This is a genomic window from uncultured Planococcus sp., from assembly GCF_947501725.1.
In the GTDB taxonomy this organism is placed as follows: domain Bacteria; phylum Bacillota; class Bacilli; order Bacillales_A; family Planococcaceae; genus Planococcus; species Planococcus donghaensis_C.
Genome location: NZ_CANMXD010000004.1, coordinates 300,420 through 320,287, shown reverse-complemented (window position 1 = coordinate 320,287; position 19,868 = coordinate 300,420). Strand labels below are relative to the sequence as shown.

Annotated in this window: 23 protein-coding genes; 17 read left to right on the top strand and 6 right to left on the bottom strand. The window is 43.5% G+C overall.

The window, feature by feature from the left end:
• Nucleotides 1–36: 36 nt before the first annotated feature.
• Nucleotides 37–642 (bottom strand): trimeric intracellular cation channel family protein, encoded by a 606-nt coding sequence (locus Q0785_RS08220; protein ID WP_223633069.1) that lies wholly within the window; start codon nucleotides 640–642, stop codon nucleotides 37–39.
• Nucleotides 643–751: 109 nt separating this feature from the next.
• Between Q0785_RS08220 and Q0785_RS08215 the strand changes: the two genes are divergently transcribed.
• The 9 genes from Q0785_RS08215 (at nucleotide 752) to Q0785_RS08175 (ending at nucleotide 7,340) form a co-directional block, all read left to right on the top strand.
• Entirely contained in the window at nucleotides 752–1,978 is a 1,227-nt protein-coding gene (locus tag Q0785_RS08215) for a methionine gamma-lyase family protein (RefSeq protein WP_298828345.1), read from the top strand.
• 127 nt (nucleotides 1,979–2,105) lie between these two features.
• The gene (locus Q0785_RS08210; protein ID WP_298828342.1) at nucleotides 2,106–2,492 is read left to right on the top strand and encodes a MerR family transcriptional regulator; all 387 of its coding nucleotides are present in this window, start codon (nucleotides 2,106–2,108) and stop codon (nucleotides 2,490–2,492) included.
• A gap of 41 nt (nucleotides 2,493–2,533) precedes the next feature.
• Nucleotides 2,534–3,868 carry a type I glutamate--ammonia ligase gene (glnA, locus tag Q0785_RS08205; protein ID WP_298828340.1) on the top strand — a complete coding sequence of 445 codons (1,335 nt, stop codon included), beginning with the start codon at nucleotides 2,534–2,536 and terminating at the stop codon, nucleotides 3,866–3,868.
• Between the two features lie 305 nt (nucleotides 3,869–4,173).
• Nucleotides 4,174–4,302 (top strand): hypothetical protein, encoded by a 129-nt coding sequence (locus Q0785_RS08200; protein WP_298828337.1) that lies wholly within the window; start codon nucleotides 4,174–4,176, stop codon nucleotides 4,300–4,302.
• A gap of 183 nt (nucleotides 4,303–4,485) precedes the next feature.
• The gene (locus Q0785_RS08195) at nucleotides 4,486–5,181 is read left to right on the top strand and encodes a Na-translocating system protein MpsC family protein (RefSeq protein ID WP_298828334.1); all 696 of its coding nucleotides are present in this window, start codon (nucleotides 4,486–4,488) and stop codon (nucleotides 5,179–5,181) included.
• A gap of 297 nt (nucleotides 5,182–5,478) precedes the next feature.
• Entirely contained in the window at nucleotides 5,479–5,667 is a 189-nt protein-coding gene (locus Q0785_RS08190; RefSeq protein ID WP_223633058.1) for a hypothetical protein, read from the top strand.
• A gap of 163 nt (nucleotides 5,668–5,830) precedes the next feature.
• Nucleotides 5,831–6,250 carry a hypothetical protein gene (locus Q0785_RS08185; protein ID WP_298828325.1) on the top strand — a complete coding sequence of 140 codons (420 nt, stop codon included), beginning with the start codon at nucleotides 5,831–5,833 and terminating at the stop codon, nucleotides 6,248–6,250.
• Nucleotides 6,251–6,313: 63 nt separating this feature from the next.
• The gene (locus Q0785_RS08180) at nucleotides 6,314–6,508 is read left to right on the top strand and encodes a hypothetical protein (protein ID WP_298828323.1); all 195 of its coding nucleotides are present in this window, start codon (nucleotides 6,314–6,316) and stop codon (nucleotides 6,506–6,508) included.
• Nucleotides 6,509–6,605: 97 nt separating this feature from the next.
• Nucleotides 6,606–7,340: a class I SAM-dependent methyltransferase gene (locus Q0785_RS08175; RefSeq protein WP_298828321.1), complete on the top strand. Its 735-nt coding sequence runs from the start codon at nucleotides 6,606–6,608 to the stop codon at nucleotides 7,338–7,340.
• A gap of 68 nt (nucleotides 7,341–7,408) precedes the next feature.
• Here the strand turns inward: Q0785_RS08175 and lexA are convergent, their stop codons facing one another.
• Nucleotides 7,409–8,029, bottom strand: a complete 621-nt coding sequence (gene lexA, locus Q0785_RS08170) for a transcriptional repressor LexA (protein ID WP_298828319.1) — start codon at nucleotides 8,027–8,029, stop codon at nucleotides 7,409–7,411.
• A 165-nt stretch (nucleotides 8,030–8,194) separates the two neighbouring features.
• On the opposite strand from lexA, the gene Q0785_RS08165 reads away from it, so the two are divergent.
• The 6 genes from Q0785_RS08165 to Q0785_RS08140 all read left to right on the top strand — a co-directional run bounded on the left by Q0785_RS08165 (nucleotide 8,195) and on the right by Q0785_RS08140 (nucleotide 12,386).
• Entirely contained in the window at nucleotides 8,195–8,512 is a 318-nt protein-coding gene (locus Q0785_RS08165; protein ID WP_298828316.1) for a LysM peptidoglycan-binding domain-containing protein, read from the top strand.
• Nucleotides 8,509–9,162: a recombinase family protein gene (locus tag Q0785_RS08160; RefSeq protein ID WP_298828313.1), complete on the top strand. Its 654-nt coding sequence runs from the start codon at nucleotides 8,509–8,511 to the stop codon at nucleotides 9,160–9,162. The genes Q0785_RS08165 and Q0785_RS08160 overlap by 4 nt, the downstream gene beginning before the upstream one ends.
• Before the next feature lie 58 nt (nucleotides 9,163–9,220).
• The gene (locus Q0785_RS08155) at nucleotides 9,221–9,454 is read left to right on the top strand and encodes a DUF896 domain-containing protein (protein ID WP_298828309.1); all 234 of its coding nucleotides are present in this window, start codon (nucleotides 9,221–9,223) and stop codon (nucleotides 9,452–9,454) included.
• Between the two features lie 88 nt (nucleotides 9,455–9,542).
• Nucleotides 9,543–11,546: a transketolase gene (gene tkt, locus Q0785_RS08150; RefSeq protein ID WP_298828307.1), complete on the top strand. Its 2,004-nt coding sequence runs from the start codon at nucleotides 9,543–9,545 to the stop codon at nucleotides 11,544–11,546.
• 185 nt (nucleotides 11,547–11,731) lie between these two features.
• Nucleotides 11,732–11,974: a YneF family protein gene (locus Q0785_RS08145; protein ID WP_058384996.1), complete on the top strand. Its 243-nt coding sequence runs from the start codon at nucleotides 11,732–11,734 to the stop codon at nucleotides 11,972–11,974.
• A gap of 130 nt (nucleotides 11,975–12,104) precedes the next feature.
• Nucleotides 12,105–12,386 (top strand): hypothetical protein, encoded by a 282-nt coding sequence (locus tag Q0785_RS08140; RefSeq protein ID WP_298828302.1) that lies wholly within the window; start codon nucleotides 12,105–12,107, stop codon nucleotides 12,384–12,386.
• Between the two features lie 24 nt (nucleotides 12,387–12,410).
• On the opposite strand, the gene Q0785_RS08135 is transcribed toward Q0785_RS08140, so the two are convergent.
• Both Q0785_RS08135 and Q0785_RS08130 read right to left on the bottom strand, forming a co-directional pair.
• Entirely contained in the window at nucleotides 12,411–13,391 is a 981-nt protein-coding gene (locus tag Q0785_RS08135) for an alpha/beta hydrolase (protein ID WP_298828299.1), read from the bottom strand.
• Nucleotides 13,392–13,403: 12 nt separating this feature from the next.
• On the bottom strand, nucleotides 13,404–14,303 hold the full coding sequence (locus tag Q0785_RS08130; RefSeq protein ID WP_298828296.1) for a hydroxymethylglutaryl-CoA lyase: 900 nt from the start codon (nucleotides 14,301–14,303) through the stop codon (nucleotides 13,404–13,406).
• A gap of 81 nt (nucleotides 14,304–14,384) precedes the next feature.
• On the opposite strand from Q0785_RS08130, the gene Q0785_RS08125 reads away from it, so the two are divergent.
• A complete protein-coding gene (locus Q0785_RS08125; RefSeq protein WP_298828293.1) occupies nucleotides 14,385–15,569 on the top strand; it encodes an acetyl-CoA C-acetyltransferase in 1,185 nt (394 codons plus the stop codon).
• Between the two features lie 13 nt (nucleotides 15,570–15,582).
• Entirely contained in the window at nucleotides 15,583–15,792 is a 210-nt protein-coding gene (locus tag Q0785_RS08120) for a DUF3886 domain-containing protein (protein WP_298828290.1), read from the top strand.
• 74 nt (nucleotides 15,793–15,866) lie between these two features.
• Here the strand turns inward: Q0785_RS08120 and Q0785_RS08115 are convergent, their stop codons facing one another.
• Both Q0785_RS08115 and Q0785_RS08110 read right to left on the bottom strand, forming a co-directional pair.
• The gene (locus tag Q0785_RS08115; RefSeq protein ID WP_298828287.1) at nucleotides 15,867–17,075 is read right to left on the bottom strand and encodes an MFS transporter; all 1,209 of its coding nucleotides are present in this window, start codon (nucleotides 17,073–17,075) and stop codon (nucleotides 15,867–15,869) included.
• 207 nt (nucleotides 17,076–17,282) lie between these two features.
• Complete coding sequence (locus Q0785_RS08110; protein ID WP_298828284.1) at nucleotides 17,283–19,691, bottom strand: S-layer homology domain-containing protein; 2,409 nt, start codon at nucleotides 19,689–19,691, stop codon at nucleotides 17,283–17,285.
• Nucleotides 19,692–19,868: the final 177 nt, after the last annotated feature.

The window sequence follows — 19,868 nt, the reverse complement described above, 5'->3', positions numbered from 1 at the left end:
TCAGACATTTGAGCTGGCCGGATACTTAGGTTTAAGCTACGAAATCTGGATTTTGCGTGCCGGCAATCGCCATTTGAAGGTATAGGACAGGATTCGCAGGATAGTGATCAAGACAAACAAAGAATAAAGCATCAAATCGGAATTGGCTAGATTAAAGCTGATGAACAGTCCCGCCAATGCTGCCCATACAGCATAAATTTCCGATTTCAGAACAAGAGGTTTTCTTCCAGCCAATAAATCACGGATAATTCCTCCGCCGGACCCTGTTAGTACAGCTGCCACTACCACAGCGAAGAGCGGCAATTCAAGTTCAACCGCATAGATGGCTCCTTGAACGGCAAAGGCTGATAATCCTATGGCATCAAAAAAATGTCCCCAGCGATTCCAGTGGCCAAGCAATTTATGGGGAAATAAGAAAACAACCGTAATCGAGATAAGGGCAAGTTGTAACATGAATTCCTGTTCCCATAGAGCCGAAACGGGTACTCCAATCAATAAATTCCGGATGGCGCCTCCACCAAAGGCGGTGACAACGCCAAGAAGGTAAACGCCGAAGATATCATATTCTTCTTCCATCGCGATAATTGCACCGGATACTGCAAAAGCAATCGTACCGATGGCGCTCAGTACTTCCCAAGCCATAAGCCTTATTCCTCCTTAACATACAACTCTATGAATTGTAGCAGAATTTGACGCTATTTCAAGTCATGCCGCATAATAGAAAGAGAAATTGAAGAGAATGGAGAATTACATGCTTACAACGATAAAAACGATAGAAGAAACGATTCAGGCCCAGCTGCAGCTGGCCGATGAAACGGCTTACGTAAATCAGAAAAAAGTGTTGGAGGCTTTCCACAGACAACGCGTCAGCGATCATCATTTCAAACCATCAACTGGATATGGCTATGACGATGAAGGACGGGATACGCTTGAACGGGTATATGCGGATGTTTTTAAAGCGGAAGCCGCTCTTGTCCGTCCGCAGATCATCTCGGGAACCCACGCCATTACCATCTCATTGTTCGGTGTGCTGCGTCCTGGAGATGAGTTGCTTTATCTAACAGGAAAACCCTACGATACACTGGACTCCATCGTATCCGGCGGTGAAAAGGATACAGGTTCCCTGAAGGACTTCGGCATCAGCTACCAGCACGTGGAACTGGACACGGATAATAACATCGACTGGTCAGCTGCAGAAAAAGCGATCAGCAGCCAGACGAAAGTGATTGCGATTCAGCGTTCCAGAGGTTATGATACACGCCCTTCCTTTACGATAGAAGAAATCGGTGAAATGGTTTTAAATATTCGCCGCCTCAAACCTGAAGCCATCATTTTTGTCGATAATTGTTATGGTGAGTTTGTGGAACAGCAAGAGCCAATTGAAGTTGGGGCGGATTTGATTGCCGGTTCCCTTATCAAAAATCCGGGTGGCGGCCTGGCGAAAATTGGAGGCTATATCGCTGGCAGAAAAGATTTAATCGAAAAATGCGGTTATCGCATGACTTCACCGGGTATAGGGGCAGAGGCAGGTGCATCATTGAATGCATTGCCAGATATGTACCAGGGCTTCTTCATGGCTCCCCATATCGTCTCTCAAGCTTTAAAAGGGGCAATCTTTACGTCAGCCTTATTGGAACGGGCTGGGATGAAAACGACACCCCATTGGAGCGATAAGCGGACAGACTTGATCCAATCCGTATCATTCCAAACGGCTGATCAGATGATTGCCTTTTGCCAAACCATCCAGGCGAGCTCGCCGGTCAATGCCCAATTCAAACCAGAAGCGGCCTATATGCCAGGCTATGAAGATGATGTCATCATGGCAGCAGGTACATTTGTCCAAGGTTCCAGCATAGAGCTGACAGCAGACGGGCCGATCCGGCCTCCTTATACAGCTTTTGTCCAGGGCGGACTCACATACGAGCACGTAAAAATTGCGGTGCTGAATTCAGTGGAGTCTCTAAAAAAACTGAAATGAATCCAATTTAATTTCCGTATCATTTTTACGGAAATTTTTTATGTTAGAAAACATAACATTCATTTGACAAATAATCTAACATGATATATGCTGTAAGAGTAGTAATTATTTGAAATGGGTGAATCTTATGACGAACCGGGTAAGACGGACGATGCCGCTTTTGCCGATCAGCATCGTAATGCAGCTGACGGAATTGACAGCGAGACAAATTCGTTATTATGAAGAGCATGATTTAATCAGCCCTGCCCGAACAGAAGGCAATAAGCGTATGTTTTCATTGAACGACGTCGATACCCTGCTTGAAATTAAGGACTACCTGGATCAAGGGCTTAATATTGCAGGCATCAAGAAAATATACGATATGAGAGAAACGCCTGCAAACGAAAAGCTGGAGCCGAAAAACTTAAGCGATGCGGAGCTGCGAAAGTTGCTGCATGAAGAGTTGAAGCACCAGGCAAGACCCGTAGAAAGAGGCGGCTTCAGACAAAGTGATTTATCCCGTTTCTTTAATTGAAATGGGCTTACATACTACATTCATAGGAGAGTGAAGAGAACATGGGCAAGTATTCAAAAGAAGACATTCAACGATTAGTAAAAGAAGAGAACGTTAATTTTATTCGTCTGCAATTTACCGATATTCTTGGGGTCATCAAAAACGTTGAAATACCGACATCCCAATTGGACAAAGCACTCGATAACAAAATGATGTTTGATGGATCTTCTATCGATGGATTTGTACGCATCGAAGAATCTGATATGTATTTATTCCCTGACCTGGATACATGGGTGGTATTCCCTTGGATCACTGGTAAAGGAAAAGTAGCTCGTTTAATCTGTGACATATACAGCCCGGACGGCACGCCATTCCCTGGAGATCCGCGTACGAATTTAAAGCGTGTATTGAAGGATATGGAAGAGCTTGGATTCACACATTTCAATCTTGGGCCAGAACCTGAATTCTTCCTGTTCAAACTTGATGAAAGAGGCGAACCGTCTCTTGAATTGAATGACCACGGTGGATATTTTGACTTGGCACCAATGGACCTTGGTGAGAACTGCCGACGCGACATCGTTCTTGAACTGGAGGAAATGGGCTTTGAAATCGAAGCTTCCCACCACGAAGTAGCACCAGGGCAACACGAAATCGACTTTAAATACGCAGATGCCATTAGAGCATGTGATGAAATCCAAACTTTTAAATTGGTCGTTAAGACGATTGCCCGTAAACACGGACTTCACGCAACATTCATGCCGAAGCCATTATTCGGAGTCAGCGGTTCAGGAATGCATATGAACCTTTCCTTGTTCGACGGAGACCGCAACACATTCCTTGATGAAGACGGCGACATGAAATTGAGTGAGACAGCTTACCAATTCATAGCTGGAATCATTGAACATGCTAAAGGCTTTACCGCGGTAACCAACCCGCTTGTAAACTCGTACAAACGTCTAGTACCTGGTTACGAAGCGCCTTGTTACATCGCTTGGTCCGGCCAAAACCGCAGTCCGTTAGTGCGTATTCCGGCATCACGCGGCTTGTCTACACGTGTAGAAGTGCGTTCAGTCGATCCGGCAGCGAACCCATACTTAGCGATGGCTGTTCTTTTAGGGGCTGGTCTTGATGGAATCCGCAAGAAAATGACTCCGCCAAAAGCGGTGGATCGCAATATCTATGCGATGAACCAAAAAGAGCGTGAAGCAGTTGGTATCGAAGATCTTCCAAGCACTCTTCACAATGCTTTGCAGGAACTTCAAAAAGATGAAGTCATGACTAAAGCGTTAGGCGAACATATCTTAAACAACTTCGTCGAAGCGAAAGAAATTGAGTGGGACATGTTCCGCACAAGCGTCCACCCTTGGGAACGTGAGCAATACTTGAAAATGTATTAATATAAATGGATGGAAACCGTTGGAGCTTAAGAGCTCCAACGGTTTTTTCTGTTTTCATTAGAAAATCAAAGTGGGAAATATGTATGGAAAATTTGCATAATTATCCGATTTCTAGATTGAATAGTTTTCCGAAATCGAAGATGGCTGAATAAAAGACTGAAATTTAAATAAGAGAGAAACTTATGGGTGTGTTCATGCGACTAATTGTAAACAATCCAATTCAATGGATCTTGGAAAGAGTTGTTATCCCGTACTTTATTCTGATAATCGACTATATTGCTGATACGTAAAGAGGAGGAGAAATCATGTTCATGATTTTAAATGCAGCTGTTATTTCACTCTGGATCACCTCACTTATCGCTTTTGGAAGTGGCTACATCCGCTACAATAAGAAGGAACGGGCTTATGAGAAAAGGCAAAGAGCTGATTCCTGATCAGCAGACGGGTTTAGTGGATTACTGAATACTATGGTATAGTACACAAGCTTCTGACACTACGTATCAAGAGATTAGCACTAGTATTAGCGTAGTAAGCGCGATTAATAGTAGTCACTGCGAAACTCCTGTATGGTTGATAGAATGGAAAGAATTCTATCTTCCATTCAGAGGGGTATTAAAATGGTAAAAGAGCAGGAAAAGACGATTGAAGCTATTATCAGCAGGTTTTCGTCAACGATTTTGCGTTCTCATTTCGGCAAGGGTCCAAAGTCGGTTTATGTCAATATCGTTCACCCCTTTATTTGTATACAAATAAGAGAGTTTTTATCACCAATGGAAAAAATTCTTCTCAGTAAAAATGAAGGCACCAAGGTTCTCGAACTGAGAGATTTATTAATGGAAGAAATTGAGCAAGAATTTAAAATAAACTTTTGGAAAGAAGCAAATCTAGATATTAAAGAACTTTATGCCGATTGGAATTTAAATCAAAAATCCGGTATGATTCTAGCGATCCTTAAAGAGGGGGACATAGAGAAGAAGCCATGGCCAAGCGAAGTGGATGAGAAAAAACTTCTTGATGAAATCATCAAAATAAGTGAAATCGGACAAAAAGAGCCCGGTTCCACTGAGCTCTTCTGGTTGGGGGAAAGAACACTGTTAATAAGGCGAATAGAGATATTCACTCTTCTTGAGAAGGAACTTATTAATCTGGGGTTTTCAGAAACGCTGAAACTTGCAAAACGGCCATTGGAATATAAACTTTTTAAACAATCTACATTAGAGAAGATATTGAAACGGCCGATAGATGATATTTATGTCGACTGGAACTTTAATGAAGATAAAGGATATGCAGTATTGGCCTTACAAAAGAAATAATAAGGATTTTGAGCATCTCTTCGGAGGTGCTTTTGTTTTGGAAAAACGAATTCTTACAATAAGGCTGCCCTAATTTAGTGATTGACCAGAATAACCAGCTGAAAAATAATAGGTCTACAGCAACGTAATGGAAAAAAGGAATGATAAAAATCAACCTAACAGAACAATAATGAAATCAAAAAATGGTTTACAGGCTGAATTTTAAGGTTATAATTAATTGCAGCCAAAAATTTTAATAACTCATACTGAATTTTCCTTCGGATGAACTGAAGGAAGATTTTGTGGGAGGGGATTAAATTGAGGAAAATTCAAGGACTTTCAAATTTAGTAGACTATTTGGAATCAGTAAATTATCCACTGGCTGCAGAGCAGATTACAGATTTAATGTCGAAAAGAAAGATTCCGCATCGCAAAGCATATCAGGATATTGTGATCTTTAACTTGGAGCACATAGACTGGTGGATTGCTGAGCAGCAGAAACGATGATTTTGTAAGGAATATGCTTAATTGAAAGAAAAGAGCCTTGGGTTTAGTTCTGAAAAGAATTAAACCCGAGGTTTTCTTTTTTTTATGGTAACTTTATACACTTTTGTCCGTCTACTGTTATAATAATCTAAAAGCGAAGGAGAATTCGGCTATGCGCTTTCTAATGACAATCATTATCTTTTTAATATTTTTTTCATTTGCTGGGATCGGCATCTATGTTATAGGTCCGGATTTTTCGGCGGATCGCCTGGTTGCTGAAGCGACTGAAGAACTGCGGAATAGCGGCCAGATGGAAAAAATAGTGGAGTATGTAGAAAATGACCCTCAAATGCTTGAGTACATAGAAGAGGCACAAGTTGCTGAACAAAAAAGTGAGACTTTACCGTTTCAGACAACTGGAGATGCCGCAGGAACAGTCATTAAAAAGGTAGGGATAACAGACTTGGCTAAAATGAAGTCTGGTGTTGAAGATGGCTCGATGTCTGCTGACGAAGTGATCCAAAAACTTGAAGAAGATTTAAATGAAGAAGAACTGCTTGCTCTTAAAGTCATTGTTTATAAGGAATTATACAAACAGCAATAATATTACATGTATGATAGACTGTTTCACGAAGACAAAGTAAATAGATAGAAGGAGGCCATTGCTATGAAGTCGTTTCAAGTAGAATTTAATTTTGATGAGGGAAATACATTTATTCATAACGTCCAGGCAGTAGATAAAGAGTCGGCATTAAGCAAAATCCCTTCCAATGGTACTTATGAAATTTCCGATCCGGAAACGGGTAATATTTATCGCATCACCATCAATTTGGTTAAATATATAAAAGTCAGCGAATTGTAGAAGATTTCTTTTCTATAAGCCGCGCGGTAGGTGCTGCTTATGCAGCATCTTTTTTTGAGCTGAAAAGTAACTGTAAATCGAATTATGGAGGGATACGATGAAATACGAAGGTTCCAGTGCATACGAAGAAAAGGATTTTTTAGAAAGTTTCCTGCAAAGAAGAAATCGGCTTGAAAGTCCTAACAACAGCATTGAAAAGCCGGTCATCTATGAACTGCTGGGAGTATTTCAGAATAAGCGGGTATTGGATCTGGGGTGCGGAGATGCCTTGTTCGGAAAAGAGCTGCTGGAGTCTGGAGCTCTGCACTATCATGGGGTGGAAGGGTCGGAACAAATGTGCAGATTGGCATCGGTAAATTTAACAGGGCTAGATGCACAGATCACGAAGTCCACGATGGAAGGGTTCGACTTTCCGGAAAGTGAATATGATATCATCGCTTCCCGTTTAGCGATGCATTACTTGCCTGAAGTGGATCAGGTATTCCGAAACATCCATATGTCGTTAAAAGACAACGGGAGATTTGTGTTCAGTGTCCAGCATCCGTTGACGACTTCTTCTTTTGAAAGCAAAAAAAACGGTGATAAAAGAGGCAGTTGGATTGTAGATGAATATTTCGATGAAGGGGTGCGGCAGGAGCCATGGATCGATAAAATAGTGGTGAAACATCATCGAACCATCGAAAGTTATTTCTCGGCACTGACAAAAGCAGGATTTACAGTTACTGGTCTGCAGGAAGGGAAGCCGAAACCTCAATATTTCGAAGAGGAACAGGAGTACATCAGGAGAAAAAGAATTCCTGTAGTTTTAGCGTTCAGCTGCATGAAACGGTAAATCGGAAGTCAAGTCTACATAATAAAAATACAAAAAACCACCGGGGAATTTTCCCGGTGGTTTTTTGTTTAATGGATTTGGCGATAAACTCCAACGACTTTACCGAGAATCGAAACTTGATCCACAATGATTGGATCCATCGATGAATTCTCCGGCTGAAGGCGGAAGTAACTATCTTCGCGGAAGAAACGTTTGACTGTTGCTTCGTCTTCTGCAGTCATCGCGACAACAATATCTCCGTTATTAGCAGTTTGCTGCTGCTTCACAATGACATAATCACCATTTAAAATTCCGGCTTCAATCATACTTTCACCCATGATTTCCAGCATGAAGATGTGATCATCTTCTGTGCCATAGCTTTGGGGAAGAGGGAAGTATTCTTCTACATTTTCAATTGCCGTAATCGGGATACCGGCAGTTACCTTACCGATTAACGGTACATGTAATACAGGACTTTTATCAATAAGCGCTTCATCAGTGCTGATAACTTCAATTGCTCTGGGTTTTGTTGGGTCGCGACGGATCAGGCCTTTGCTTTCAAGGCGAGCCAGATGGCCATGTACGGTCGAACTGGATGCCAGACCGACTGCCTCCCCGATTTCACGCACGGATGGCGGATAGCCTTTTAAGCGGACTTCTTCTTTTATAAACGACAATATGTCTTCTTGGCGTTTGGATACTTTTTTCAACAGTTTCACCTCATTTGAGTAATACTACTTGATTTCTACCAATAGTATACCAACTCGGGCAGTGAAATGCAAACATAGGTTCGAATATTATTCTTGACAAAAACACCTGTTCGCATTAATATGAGAACATACATTCCGAACACTCATTCCCAGGAGGCGATTTATTTGACGATCATCCGACAAAATTCTTACTTAATCTTGTTTTTTGCTTTAATTATGGTGTTTACTTTTTATGCGATCCTGTCCCATAATACAAACAGTGCACAAATGAGCCAAGTTGAAATAGAAGAAGGCGACACACTCTGGACATTAGCTGAATCGTTCAGTGGCACAACCCCCCATCATGAATGGATAGAAGAGATTATGAAAGAGAATAACCTTTCAACTTCTAAAATCATCGCCGGGCAATTACTCAAGATTCCCAGTGATCATTTAAGATTTGCTCCTGATGAGACCAGTAAATTTGCAGGTGATGCTGAATGAAGAAAAACGCATTAATTTATTGCCGTGTCAGCACGACCAAAGATACACAGGAATCTTCCTTAGAGAGACAGGAAGAAGAACTGATGAAGTTTGCGTATGAACAATCCTATAAAGTAGATGGTGTTTTTACCGATCAGCACAGCGGCTACGAGATGGATCGCGATGGTCTGTTGGAAATGCTCAACAGCATCAAGACGGATAAAGTCGATGCTGTGTTCATACAGGATGAAACACGCCTAGGCCGGGGCCATGCACGCATCGCGCTATTGCATGTGATGAAAAAGTACGGAGTAGATGTTTATACGCTATCAGATCGGGGTCCGATTTCATTAAACGATATGGACGACATGGTACTTGAAATTCTAGCGATTGTGGAGGAGTATCAGCGCAAAATACATAATGCCAAAATCAAGCGTGGCATGAAACGCGCTGTAGAAAACGGTTATAAACCAGAGAAGAATCTGAAAGGGAAAGGCAATCCCGACGGGCGGGAACGTCTCGATCTCCCTATTGATCAGATTGTAAGCTTGAAGACCAATGGCCTGACTTTCAGTGAAATCGCTGTTACGTTGCAGGGATTCGGTTACCAGGCGAGCAAAGCGACAGTTCATCGCCGTTATAAAGAGTATGAAAAGCTGATGAAAGACTAAACCATTGCAGAAACCTGACTTTTTTTGTACCATATGAAAAGAAGAAAGGTGGATGTCTATGTTATCACCAGACAAATTAAATCGTATAAACCAATTATCACGCCAGTCGAAAACTATAGGCTTGTCTAAGGAAGAAGCTAAAGAACAATCTTCTTTACGTGAGGAATATCTGCAGACTTTCCGTAAGACAATGCGTGGCACAATCGAAAATGTAAAAGTGATAGACCCGGAAGGAAATGATGTAACTCCTGAAAAGGTCAAAAATATTCGAGAGAATAAGTATTTGAATTAAATACTTATTCTCTTTTTTATTGTATTCTTTACTATTGTTGACTAAACTAGAAAGGGATTAAATTTTTTGTTTGAGAGAGGATGTTACTATGTCAACCCACGCAGATCAACTTGCAGTGACAACAATTCGTACACTTTCCATCGATGCAATCGAAAAAGCAAATTCTGGCCATCCAGGATTGCCAATGGGCGCAGCTCCAATGGCGTATACATTGTGGACTAAACACATGAACCATAACCCGAAAAACCCGGACTGGTTTAACCGTGACCGTTTTGTGTTATCGGCAGGACATGGTTCCATGCTTTTATACAGCCTTCTTCACTTGAGCGGCTATGGTTTGGAAATGGATGAAATCAAAAATTTCCGCCAATGGGATTCAAAAACACCAGGACATCCTGAATACGGCCACACTACAGGCGTTGAAGCAACGACCGGACCACTCGGCCAAGGAATTGGCATGGCAGTCGGTATGGCGATGGCTGAACGTCACTTAGCAGCTACTTATAATAAAGATGAGATGAACATCGTAGATCACAACACGTTCGCTTTGTGCGGTGATGGAGATTTGATGGAAGGCGTGGCGGGAGAAGCCATTTCCCTTGCCGGCCATCTAAAATTAAATAAATTGGTTGTATTGTATGATAGCAACGACATTTCATTGGACGGGCCACTTGGCAAAAGTTTCTCTGAAAATGTTCAAAAGCGTTTTGAATCATACGGCTGGAATTACTTGCGCGTAGATGATGGCAATGTACTGGACGACTTGTCCGCAAAAATTGCACAAGCTAAGGAATCTTCAGACAAGCCGACATTGATTGAAGTCAAAACCGTTATCGGTTACGGAGCTCCGAACAAATCCGGTAAAGCGGATGCACATGGCGCGCCGCTCGGCGAAGACGAAATGAAATTGGTGAAAGAATATTACGAATGGACATTCGATCAGGATTTCCACGTGCCGGAAGAAGTTTATGAAACTTTTGAACAGGCAACTGAAGAGCTTGGAGCAAAAGCAGAGTCTGAATGGAACGAATTATATTCGCAATATGAATCTGCGCATCCGGAATTAGCAGAACAGTTGCAGATGGCAATCCGTGGAGATCTTCCTGAAAACTTTGATGCTGAGTTCCCAACTTATGAATTCGGCAACAAACAGGCAACCCGTTCTTCTTCTGGAGATATGATCAATGCCATCGCTAAAACGGTTCCTTCATTCTTCGGCGGCAGTGCTGACCTTGCTGGATCAAACAAAACAAACATCAAGGGCGCTGGCGACTTTGATGCTGAACATCCTGAAGGCCGGAATATCTGGTTCGGTGTCCGTGAATTTGCAATGGGTGCTGCGTTAAACGGTATGGCTCTTCACGGTGGACTTCATGTCTTCGGTGGAACGTTCTTCGTCTTCAGTGACTATGTCCGTCCTGCGATCCGTTTGGCTGCATTGATGGGGCTTCCTGTCACTTACGTCTTTACGCATGACAGTGTAGCAGTAGGGGAAGATGGTCCGACTCATGAACCGGTTGAACATTTGGCTTCTCTTCGCGCTATGCCGAACTTGAGCGTAGTCCGTCCTGCAGATGCCAATGAAACAAAAGCGGCATGGCGTTTGGCATTAACAGCTAAAACGACACCGACCTTATTGGTGCTTTCACGCCAGGACTTGCCGATTTTAGAAAACAGTGCTGAACTTGCTGAGGCAGGCGTCGAAAAGGGTGCTTATGTAGTTTCACCTGTTGAAAATCCTCAGGCGATTTTGCTGGCGACCGGCTCTGAAGTAAGCTTGGCCGTAGCTGCACAAAAACAATTGGCTGAAGAAGGAATTGAAGTATCCGTTGTTTCGATGCCGTCTTGGGACCGTTTCGAAAAACAGGACAAGGAATACAAGCAATCCGTTATTCCGAAAACTGTCAAGAAACGTCTGGCTATCGAAGTCGGTACTTCATTCGGCTGGGATCGCTACACAGGCGACGAAGGCGATATCTTAGCAATCGACCGTTTCGGTGCAAGTGCACCAGGCGAACGCATTATGGAAGAGTTAGGTTTCACAGTCGATAACGTAGCAAACAAAGTGAAAAACTTGATCAACGAACAATAAAATGGAAGATGGGGGCATCTGCTGCTCCCATTTTTTCTTTGGATTCAATAGTGAAAGAAGGAAGAATCTTATAATGCGGGAAGTTTTTCTTTATTATTTTCCTGCTTATGGTCACAATTCTTTTTTTATAGTATAATCCATTGTGGTGCACTACTTATTTACGCAACACGAAGGAGGTAACAAGAATGGATACATGGATCTGGATCGTAATCGTTATCGTGGCTTTACTCGCAGGTGTTGCACTTGGATTCTTTATCGCACGTCGATATATGATGAAATATTTGCAAGATAACCCACCAATCAATGAAGAAATGCTGCGAATCATGATGATGCAAATGGGACAAAAACCGTCTCAGAAGAAAATCAATCAAATGATGTCTCAGATGAATAAAGCCTCAACTAAACCTGGCAAACCAGCTAAAAAATAAAAAGTACTCTTCGGAGTACTTTTTTTATTTTGTTTTTATTCTACAGTTAAAATCTTTCATAACGGGTATTATGCCAATAAGATTTAGTTTCTTGCCTGCCGTGTGTCAAAAAAATAAAGGGGGTTTCAAAATGCCTGAAAATGAAGAGTTGATGTTTTATTTGCCGGTCATTGAAGAAGATGAGAAAGAAGAAGGGAAGTTTCATCTGGAAAGCGCCAATTTTAAAAAAGCTTTTCCTGTTTCATTGGATAAGATACAAGAGCTGGTGAAAGATATGACTGATTACAATTTGGATACGATCGAGCTTCATGTTACCGGAATTGTGAAAAGCGGACCGATTACAGAGCTGTTCATCGGGGCTGAAGGCCAAGCAGGGATGAAGCTGGTACTCAACAAAAAGAAAAATCCATAAGAAAAAGCACTCCGCGGAGTGCTTTTATTTAATCTGTGATGGAACAGCATCTGCTGAAATTCGGTGCGTTTCCTGCTGCTTACGTGTCAGCAGTCCATACTTCATCAGGAATTCCGCAATGGTCTCTTCGTATTCATCAGGATTCCGATTGAAAGACTGGGCATGGGCACCCTCGTCAAAAAACTTCAATTCTTTTGGGCCTTGTTTTAATGCATAAAGTTCCTCACTCATTTTCGGCAGGACAAACTCATCATTGACACTATGGATAAAAAGAACAGGCTTTTGAATGTTCTGCACGGTTTCTCTCGGTGATACAGTAGAGATGGAATAACCGTCCCGCATTTTCATGAAAAGACTGGCGAGCCGCAACGCCAACGTAGTGCGCAAGGGAGTCGTCGTTTTCATGACATGAAGAATCTGTTCGTAAATATCAGAATAGGCACAATCGGAAATGTAGAAATCCGCTTTGTCTTCCATACCTGCGTATAAAAGGGTGGTCGCAGCTCCCATCGATTCACCGTGAATGCCGTAAAACAGATCCGCCCCGACATGCAGTTTTAAAGCCTGGACCACCGCTTTCAGGTCCATCTTTTCAAAATGGCCGAAACTGGTTGTTTTCCCACCTGAATCGCCGTGGCGCCGATGATCATAGACAACGGAGTTGAAACCCATCCGTTCAAACATCCGGGCGTATTTAAAGGAATTGACTTTGGTTTCAGTGACCCCGTGGCAAATGATGACATAGCGGTTGGTATCATGTGGTTCAAGGAAAATGGCTTTGATCGGATACCCATTTTCAGATTCGATCCATTGCTCGCTTTTTGGAACATTGGCGTACCATACTTCGTCATAGCGTTTTGCGGTGGTCTCCCTTTCGAGAATCAGCTGTTCGTCCTTTTTCTTGACATACATCAGCCGGTTGCTGGCAATAAATCCTGCAACAGTGGCCATAGCTGTAAGGACACTGGAAATGATCGCTGAAGTCCAGATCAATCTTTTCTTCATAGCGTAAGCTCCTTATGCCTGGTTTTTGTATAGCGTGTACATCCCGGTGGTTACGGGATTCGTCACATGCGGTTCGATTTTTTCGATGGCCTGGCACAGCATATCCAAATCGATTCCTGTCTGAACATCCATGCGGTGAAGCATGTTGACGACATCCTCTGTTGCGACGTTGCCGGTTGCCCCCGGCGCAAACGGGCAGCCCCCTAAACCACCTGCAGAAGCATCAAAACGGGTAACACCGGCCTGCAGCGCTGCAGAAATATTGGCCAATGCCATTCTGCGCGTGTCATGAAAATGGGCCGTCATCAATACGTCTGGAAATGCTTCCACCAGGTTAGCGAATAATTCATAGCTTTCCTTCGGGTTTGCCATGCCGATTGTATCGGCGACACTCAATTCGTCAACTCCCCATTCTACAAACTGGCGGCAAAGTGCCAACGTTGCTTCTTGCGAAACTGCCCCTTCAAACGGGCAGTAGAATGCGGTTGAAATGCAGGCGCGGACAAAAACATCCTGCTTTTTCAGGTTGATGATCAGCGGCTTTAACGCTTCCATGCTTTCCTCTGTGGTCTTATTGATATTTTTCTTATTGAAAGTATTGGATACCCCGACAAAGACGGCAAGCGATTGCGCGCCCGATTCGAGAGCGGCATTGATTCCGCGTTCGTTTGGTGTGAGGACGAACTGGCGTCCGACTTTTTTTGTCTGGGCGACTATCTCTTTAGCATCTGCCATTTGAGGTACCCATTTTGGCGACACAAAGGACGTTAACTCCATTTCCTGAATTCCGGCTTGCTGCAGAGCAGCTATAAATTGAAGCTTATCTTCGGTTTTTACAAGTTTCCCTTCGTTTTGCAGGCCATCACGCGGACCAACCTCGATAATCGTTGCATTTTTTGGTAAACTGAACATAGTATCCCCCCTGCTTTCTATTGTAGCGAGGGAAGGGATAAAAGAGCAACTTACAGACAATCAAACAAAGGGGAAATGTATATGTCACAGGAAATCGTTATTGTAAGCGCTGTCCGAACAGCTGTAGGGTCATTTCAGGGGTCTCTTAAAGATGTGCCCGCAACCCAATTAGGAGCGATCGTCATCAAAGAGGCGATTGAACGCGCAGGAGTCCAACCGGAACAAGTCTCTGAAGTCATCATGGGGAATGTGCTTCAAGCAGGTCTTGGACAAAATCCAGCACGTCAGGCATCGATTCATGCAGGACTTCCGGAAACTGTGCCTGCCATGACCATCAATAAAGTTTGTGGGTCCGGACTGAAATCCATCCAATTGGCATATCAGGCGATTTATGCTGGAGATGCAGACATCGTTGTTGCAGGCGGAATGGAAAACATGAGCCGGGCACCATATTTAATGGAGAATGCCCGGAGTGGATTCCGCATGGGAGATCAAAAAGTGGTCGATAGTATGCTGGTGGACGGATTGACCTGTGCATTCAACGATTACCATATGGGAGTTACAGCGGAAAATCTATGCGATCGCTACGATATTTCACGTGAAGAACAGGATAAGTTTGCTGCGCGTTCGCAAGCCCGTGCCACAGCAGCCGTTGAATCAGGCAGATTCGATGATGAAATTGTGCCAGTTGAAATTCCACAGCGCAAAGGAGATCCCGTCATCTTTAAAGCAGATGAGTATGTTAAGAGTGATTCGAATGAAGAACGTTTAGGGAAGTTGCGTCCAGCTTTCAAAAAAGATGGCAGTGTGACAGCAGGGAATGCTTCAGGCATTAATGACGGAGCAGCGGCAGTCGTTGTCATGTCCAAAGCGAAAGCAGATGAACTCGGGCTGACACCGCTTGCAACAGTCGTGGCAAACGGCAATGCAGGTGTGGATCCGGCTGTCATGGGTATCGGTCCCGTACAAGCCGTCAAGAATGCCTTGAAGAAAGCAGAGATGTCACTCGAAGACATCGAATTGATCGAAGCGAACGAAGCGTTTGCGGCTCAATCGATTGCGGTTGACCGTGAACTGAAGTTCAATCACGATATCTTGAATGTAAACGGCGGAGCCATTGCAATCGGTCATCCAATCGGTGCAAGCGGTACGCGTATTTTCGTCACGTTATTACATGAAATGATCAAACGGAATGCCAAGACGGGTCTTGCAACCCTATGCATCGGCGGCGGCCAGGGAATTGCGACTGTCATCAAACGTCCTTAAGGAGAGAGAATCCATGGCTAAAAGAAAAGAAGAATCCAGCAGTGTGCTGTCTGAAGACATTCTGGCGAAATTGAAAGAAACAAAAAAAGAATTGCTGAAAGAAGAACAAAAGCAGGAAGAAGAAAAAGAAGCGCAGCGTTTATTCGAACGCAAAGAACGTGAGAAAAACCTGTCTTTCGCTGAATTGTTGGAACGGCACGGAGACAAAGGCAATAAGTTTTGATCTGCCCGACAGCAATTTAATTGCCTGCAGTTTTGATTTGAAAAGATAAATAGAGAAACAGCCAATCCCGGTCATTAAGGGATTGGCTGTTTCTTTTTGGAAGCATCAGTGTAATATCTTGATTTCAAAACCAGCGAAAGAGCAAATATAATGAACGCCAGTCCGGCAGAACCGATAAGGGCGGTTTGTTCTCCGAACCGGTTGATGACGTAGGTATAGGCAATAGGGGCAATCGCCGACAGCAGGAATCCAGGAACCAGGAGCTTGCCGACATATGTCCCATATGTAACATGGTCGAACAAAATCAGCGGCAATGTTCCCCGGGTAATGGTCATCAGACCATTGCCTGCTCCAAAGAGGAAAGCGAACAGCAAAGCCGCTGTAAGAAATTCACCGCTGAAGAGGCCGGTGATAAAGCCGATGGGCAACAATGCAGATGCCAAAATGGTTAAAGAAACAGGATGCAGGCGTGCACCGAACAGCACTTCACAGACTCGTGCCAGGGACTGTCCGATTCCTCTGAGAGTCGAAATCCAAACCGAAAGGGCGGCGGTCAGCCCAAGCCCCGCAAGAATGGTGATCATATGGGTGGACATGCCTGAATTCAAGAAATTCAACAAAGTGAAAATCAGCACATAAAGACTGCCGGCGATCCATTTTTCCCGTGCTGTTGTGGCAGCAGGAGATAAGGGTGGCATAGCTGCATCTGCGGTATGGCTTCCTTCGTTGAATCGTCCTTTGGGAAGCGAGAGGTGAAGCGGAAGCGTCAACAGCGCAAGAGTGGCATAGATGATAAGAGCTGGCCGCCATCCGAACGTTTCAATCAAAAAGAATCCGATCGGCCAAAAAATGGTGGAAGCTAAACCGCCTAAAAGAGTAATCTGTGAAATAGGGCGTTTTGCATGAACGCCGCCAATGCGTGCCAAGGCGGCAAATGCCGCGTCATATAAACTCAAACGCATGGCGAACCCCAGCACCATCCAGGAGAAATAATAGGCGGCAATAGAATGGGATGAAGCGATTCCTGCACAGCCTAAGGCAAGCAAGATAGAACCGATGGACATGACAATGCTCCCGCCATAGCGATCGATTAATCGGCCGGTCAGCGGAGATGTGATTGCCATGATCACCAATGAAGCTGAAAATCCACCGTAGACAATGGCGTCAGTCCAGCCGAGGTCTTCGGCAATCCGCGCACCGAAAGCTGCTATCAGATAATAGGAAATCCCCCAGCAAACCAATTGCGATATACCGAGAGAAATGACCGTACGGCGGGTGATCATCACAGATTCCCCCTTAATGGATTAATATAGAAATTCCTGCTGTATGGTTTTAACTTGATAAAACTATACTATACCAAAAATCAAAGAAAATTTTATCTGAAATAAAAAAATAGCCCCTAACTCACTGCTCCTGTAAGTAAGAGCATGTGTGCCAGGGGCTATCCTGTTTAAAGACTTGAAAGATTCGACTGCTATTCTTTCAGCCCTTTACTCCAAGTGGTTGGACTTATAGAGGAAAATTGCGAATTCCCCACGTTTTAAAGAACCACTTGTTCCAAATTGTGTATCTGTTTTCCCTTTGGTTATGCCATATTCCAAGAGAGCTGCGACCGATTCTTCGTATCTTTCGGATACATCAGTAAAAGGTACATCGTGGTGAGTCGCTTGTAAATCGTAGGCATTGGCCAACATGATTGCCACTTCGCCTCGTGTAATCTCTGCTTCGGATCCGAATTTTGTAGTGGTTTTACCATTAATGATAGAAGCTGCCTTAAGGGCGTTTACGTATTTCACGGCTCTTTCGGGAACATCTGTGAACCCTGCGCTCTTCACGTTTTCAGTATCGAGCTCTAATGCTTTAGCCAGCATGACAGCTGCATCGACCCGTTTAATGGTCTGATCCGTTCCGAATTTTGTCGGTGTCAACCCTTTTGTAATCCCTCTTGATAGAAGGTAGTTCACTGATGTGAAGTATCGATCTGAAACATCTGTAAATACGATTGGATCTGGATTAGGTGACGGGTCTGGATCCGGTGTTGGTGATGGTTCAGGCTTCGGATCTGGACTAGGTGTCGGATTCGGGTCAGGTGTTGGATCTGGACTAGGTGTTGGGTCTGGATCCGGTGTTGGTGCAGGTTCTGTCGATCCAGTAGTAAATTGATAGACGGGAGATTTTTCACTTTCGTCCGCATTATTGGTCATATTCATGTACCAGTGATATTTAGTATTTTTGCTGAGGCCTTTCCATTCGACCGAAGCGGTTTCTCCTGACTTAAGATCCTTGTCCTGGCCGATCAATTGGTCGGTAAAGATATTGACAGCCATATAATCCGTTTCGATCTGTCTAGGGTTTACTTTCGCTTGTACATCCGCTAAATCAAAGTTTGCTGTAAAGCTTTCTTTAGCCTGTTCGAATTGATCAAAGTCATAGTCTTTAAGGAATGGAGAATACGAAACAAAGTCCAATGTTTCATCTGTTGGATCGAATGTCAGCATCTTCAGATACCCTTGTCCGCGGTCTTTAGGGGTATTGCCTTGATGATTTGCCAATACTTCCAGTACTTCACGTTCTGAACCATCTTCATTGGTGACTTGCTTCACACGATAGTTCGCGCCGTGATGGTGCCCGCTGAGTACCATCTTGACGTTTTCGTTAGGCTCAACGATTTCTCTATTAACAACTCGTGCTTCAGCTGTCACGTATTGTGCCAATGAGTTGATGTTTTCATGCATCCCGACAATTGCGTTGCGGTCTGAATGCTGTTTCAGAACTTTGTTTGCCCATGCTACGGTTTCAGCTGATCCGTCTCTCCCGAATCCAAGGTAAAGGAATATGAAATCGTGGTCGCCGAATGAAAATAGGTCGTAATGGTTTTGATTTTCATCATTCATCGCTTCTCCGAACCAAGGCTTGTCTTCAAAGCGGTCGACTCCTGCATATCTTTTGAAAATGCTATAGTCATAGGTTTTGTTGAGCTTGTCGATGACAACATCGTGGTTCCCTGCAAGGACGCCGTATGGGATATTGGCTTCATCCATGCGGTCCAGATTCTTCTCTGCAACTTTCCATTGTGACTCATCAAGTACTTCGTTGACAAGGTCACCTGTATGCATCGCATATTCATAACTGCCTTTTTTGAATTCATCGATCATCCAATCAGTCATAGACGTCCAGACTTCCGGGTAATCCTGTGCGTAGTATTGCGTATCCGTAAACCAGACCATTGAGAAGTCCTGATCTTTGGAATCTGTCAAGGTCCCTGAATCATGGACCATAGCTTGAACTTTCCCATCTTTGACGAATCTTTCTTTGTCAATTTCTGCTTTGAGTACAATTTCTTCACCTTTAGCATTTCCTTGCATCTGGCTCAAAGCTACCCAATTTCCTGCTTTATAGTCCCAGGCGGATAAATTGGCCAATCCGCTTGCCAGGGTTTTTCCTTCCCAATAAAGTTCAATGGCATTGCCTGCTGCTAAATCTTTGGAAACATCGACTACAAAGCGCTGGGAAGGGAAGCCGTTGCTGCTTTTCGTAACTGCGGTCTTGCCATCGTCAATTGCCATAGCAGCTACCTGTTCTTTTGTTAATGGAGTGGTATTCGTTTGAATCGGTACAGAGATTGGGTTATCGGAAGAATCATTTACGAAGCCGGAGATACTATTACTGCCGGCAAAATCGTATGTAAATCCTTTTTTAAAATCAACCGTCTTGATTCCTGCTCCAGTGGAGTCTTTGACGACTGCTTCCAATATAGGATTTAAATTGACATCTTTAGCATAGTTGGCCGGCTTAACATTAGACGGTTCTTCCAAGCTGGTTGCTGCCAGCGGAGCCAAGGAAACTGTCGATAATGTTAAAGCAAGCACAGCTGTCGTGGTAAAAATTTTCTTGATCATTTTTCGTCCTCCTTTGATGGATGGTGCATGTAATATATAAAAATTCTCAGGTCACCCTGAAAAGTGAGCATAATATCCTATTAGGATAGGAATAAATATTCCCTCTGAATATAAATGCTGAACCTATTTATCCATAATAACAAAAATAAAATAAAAAACAACTTAATTTTCCATATA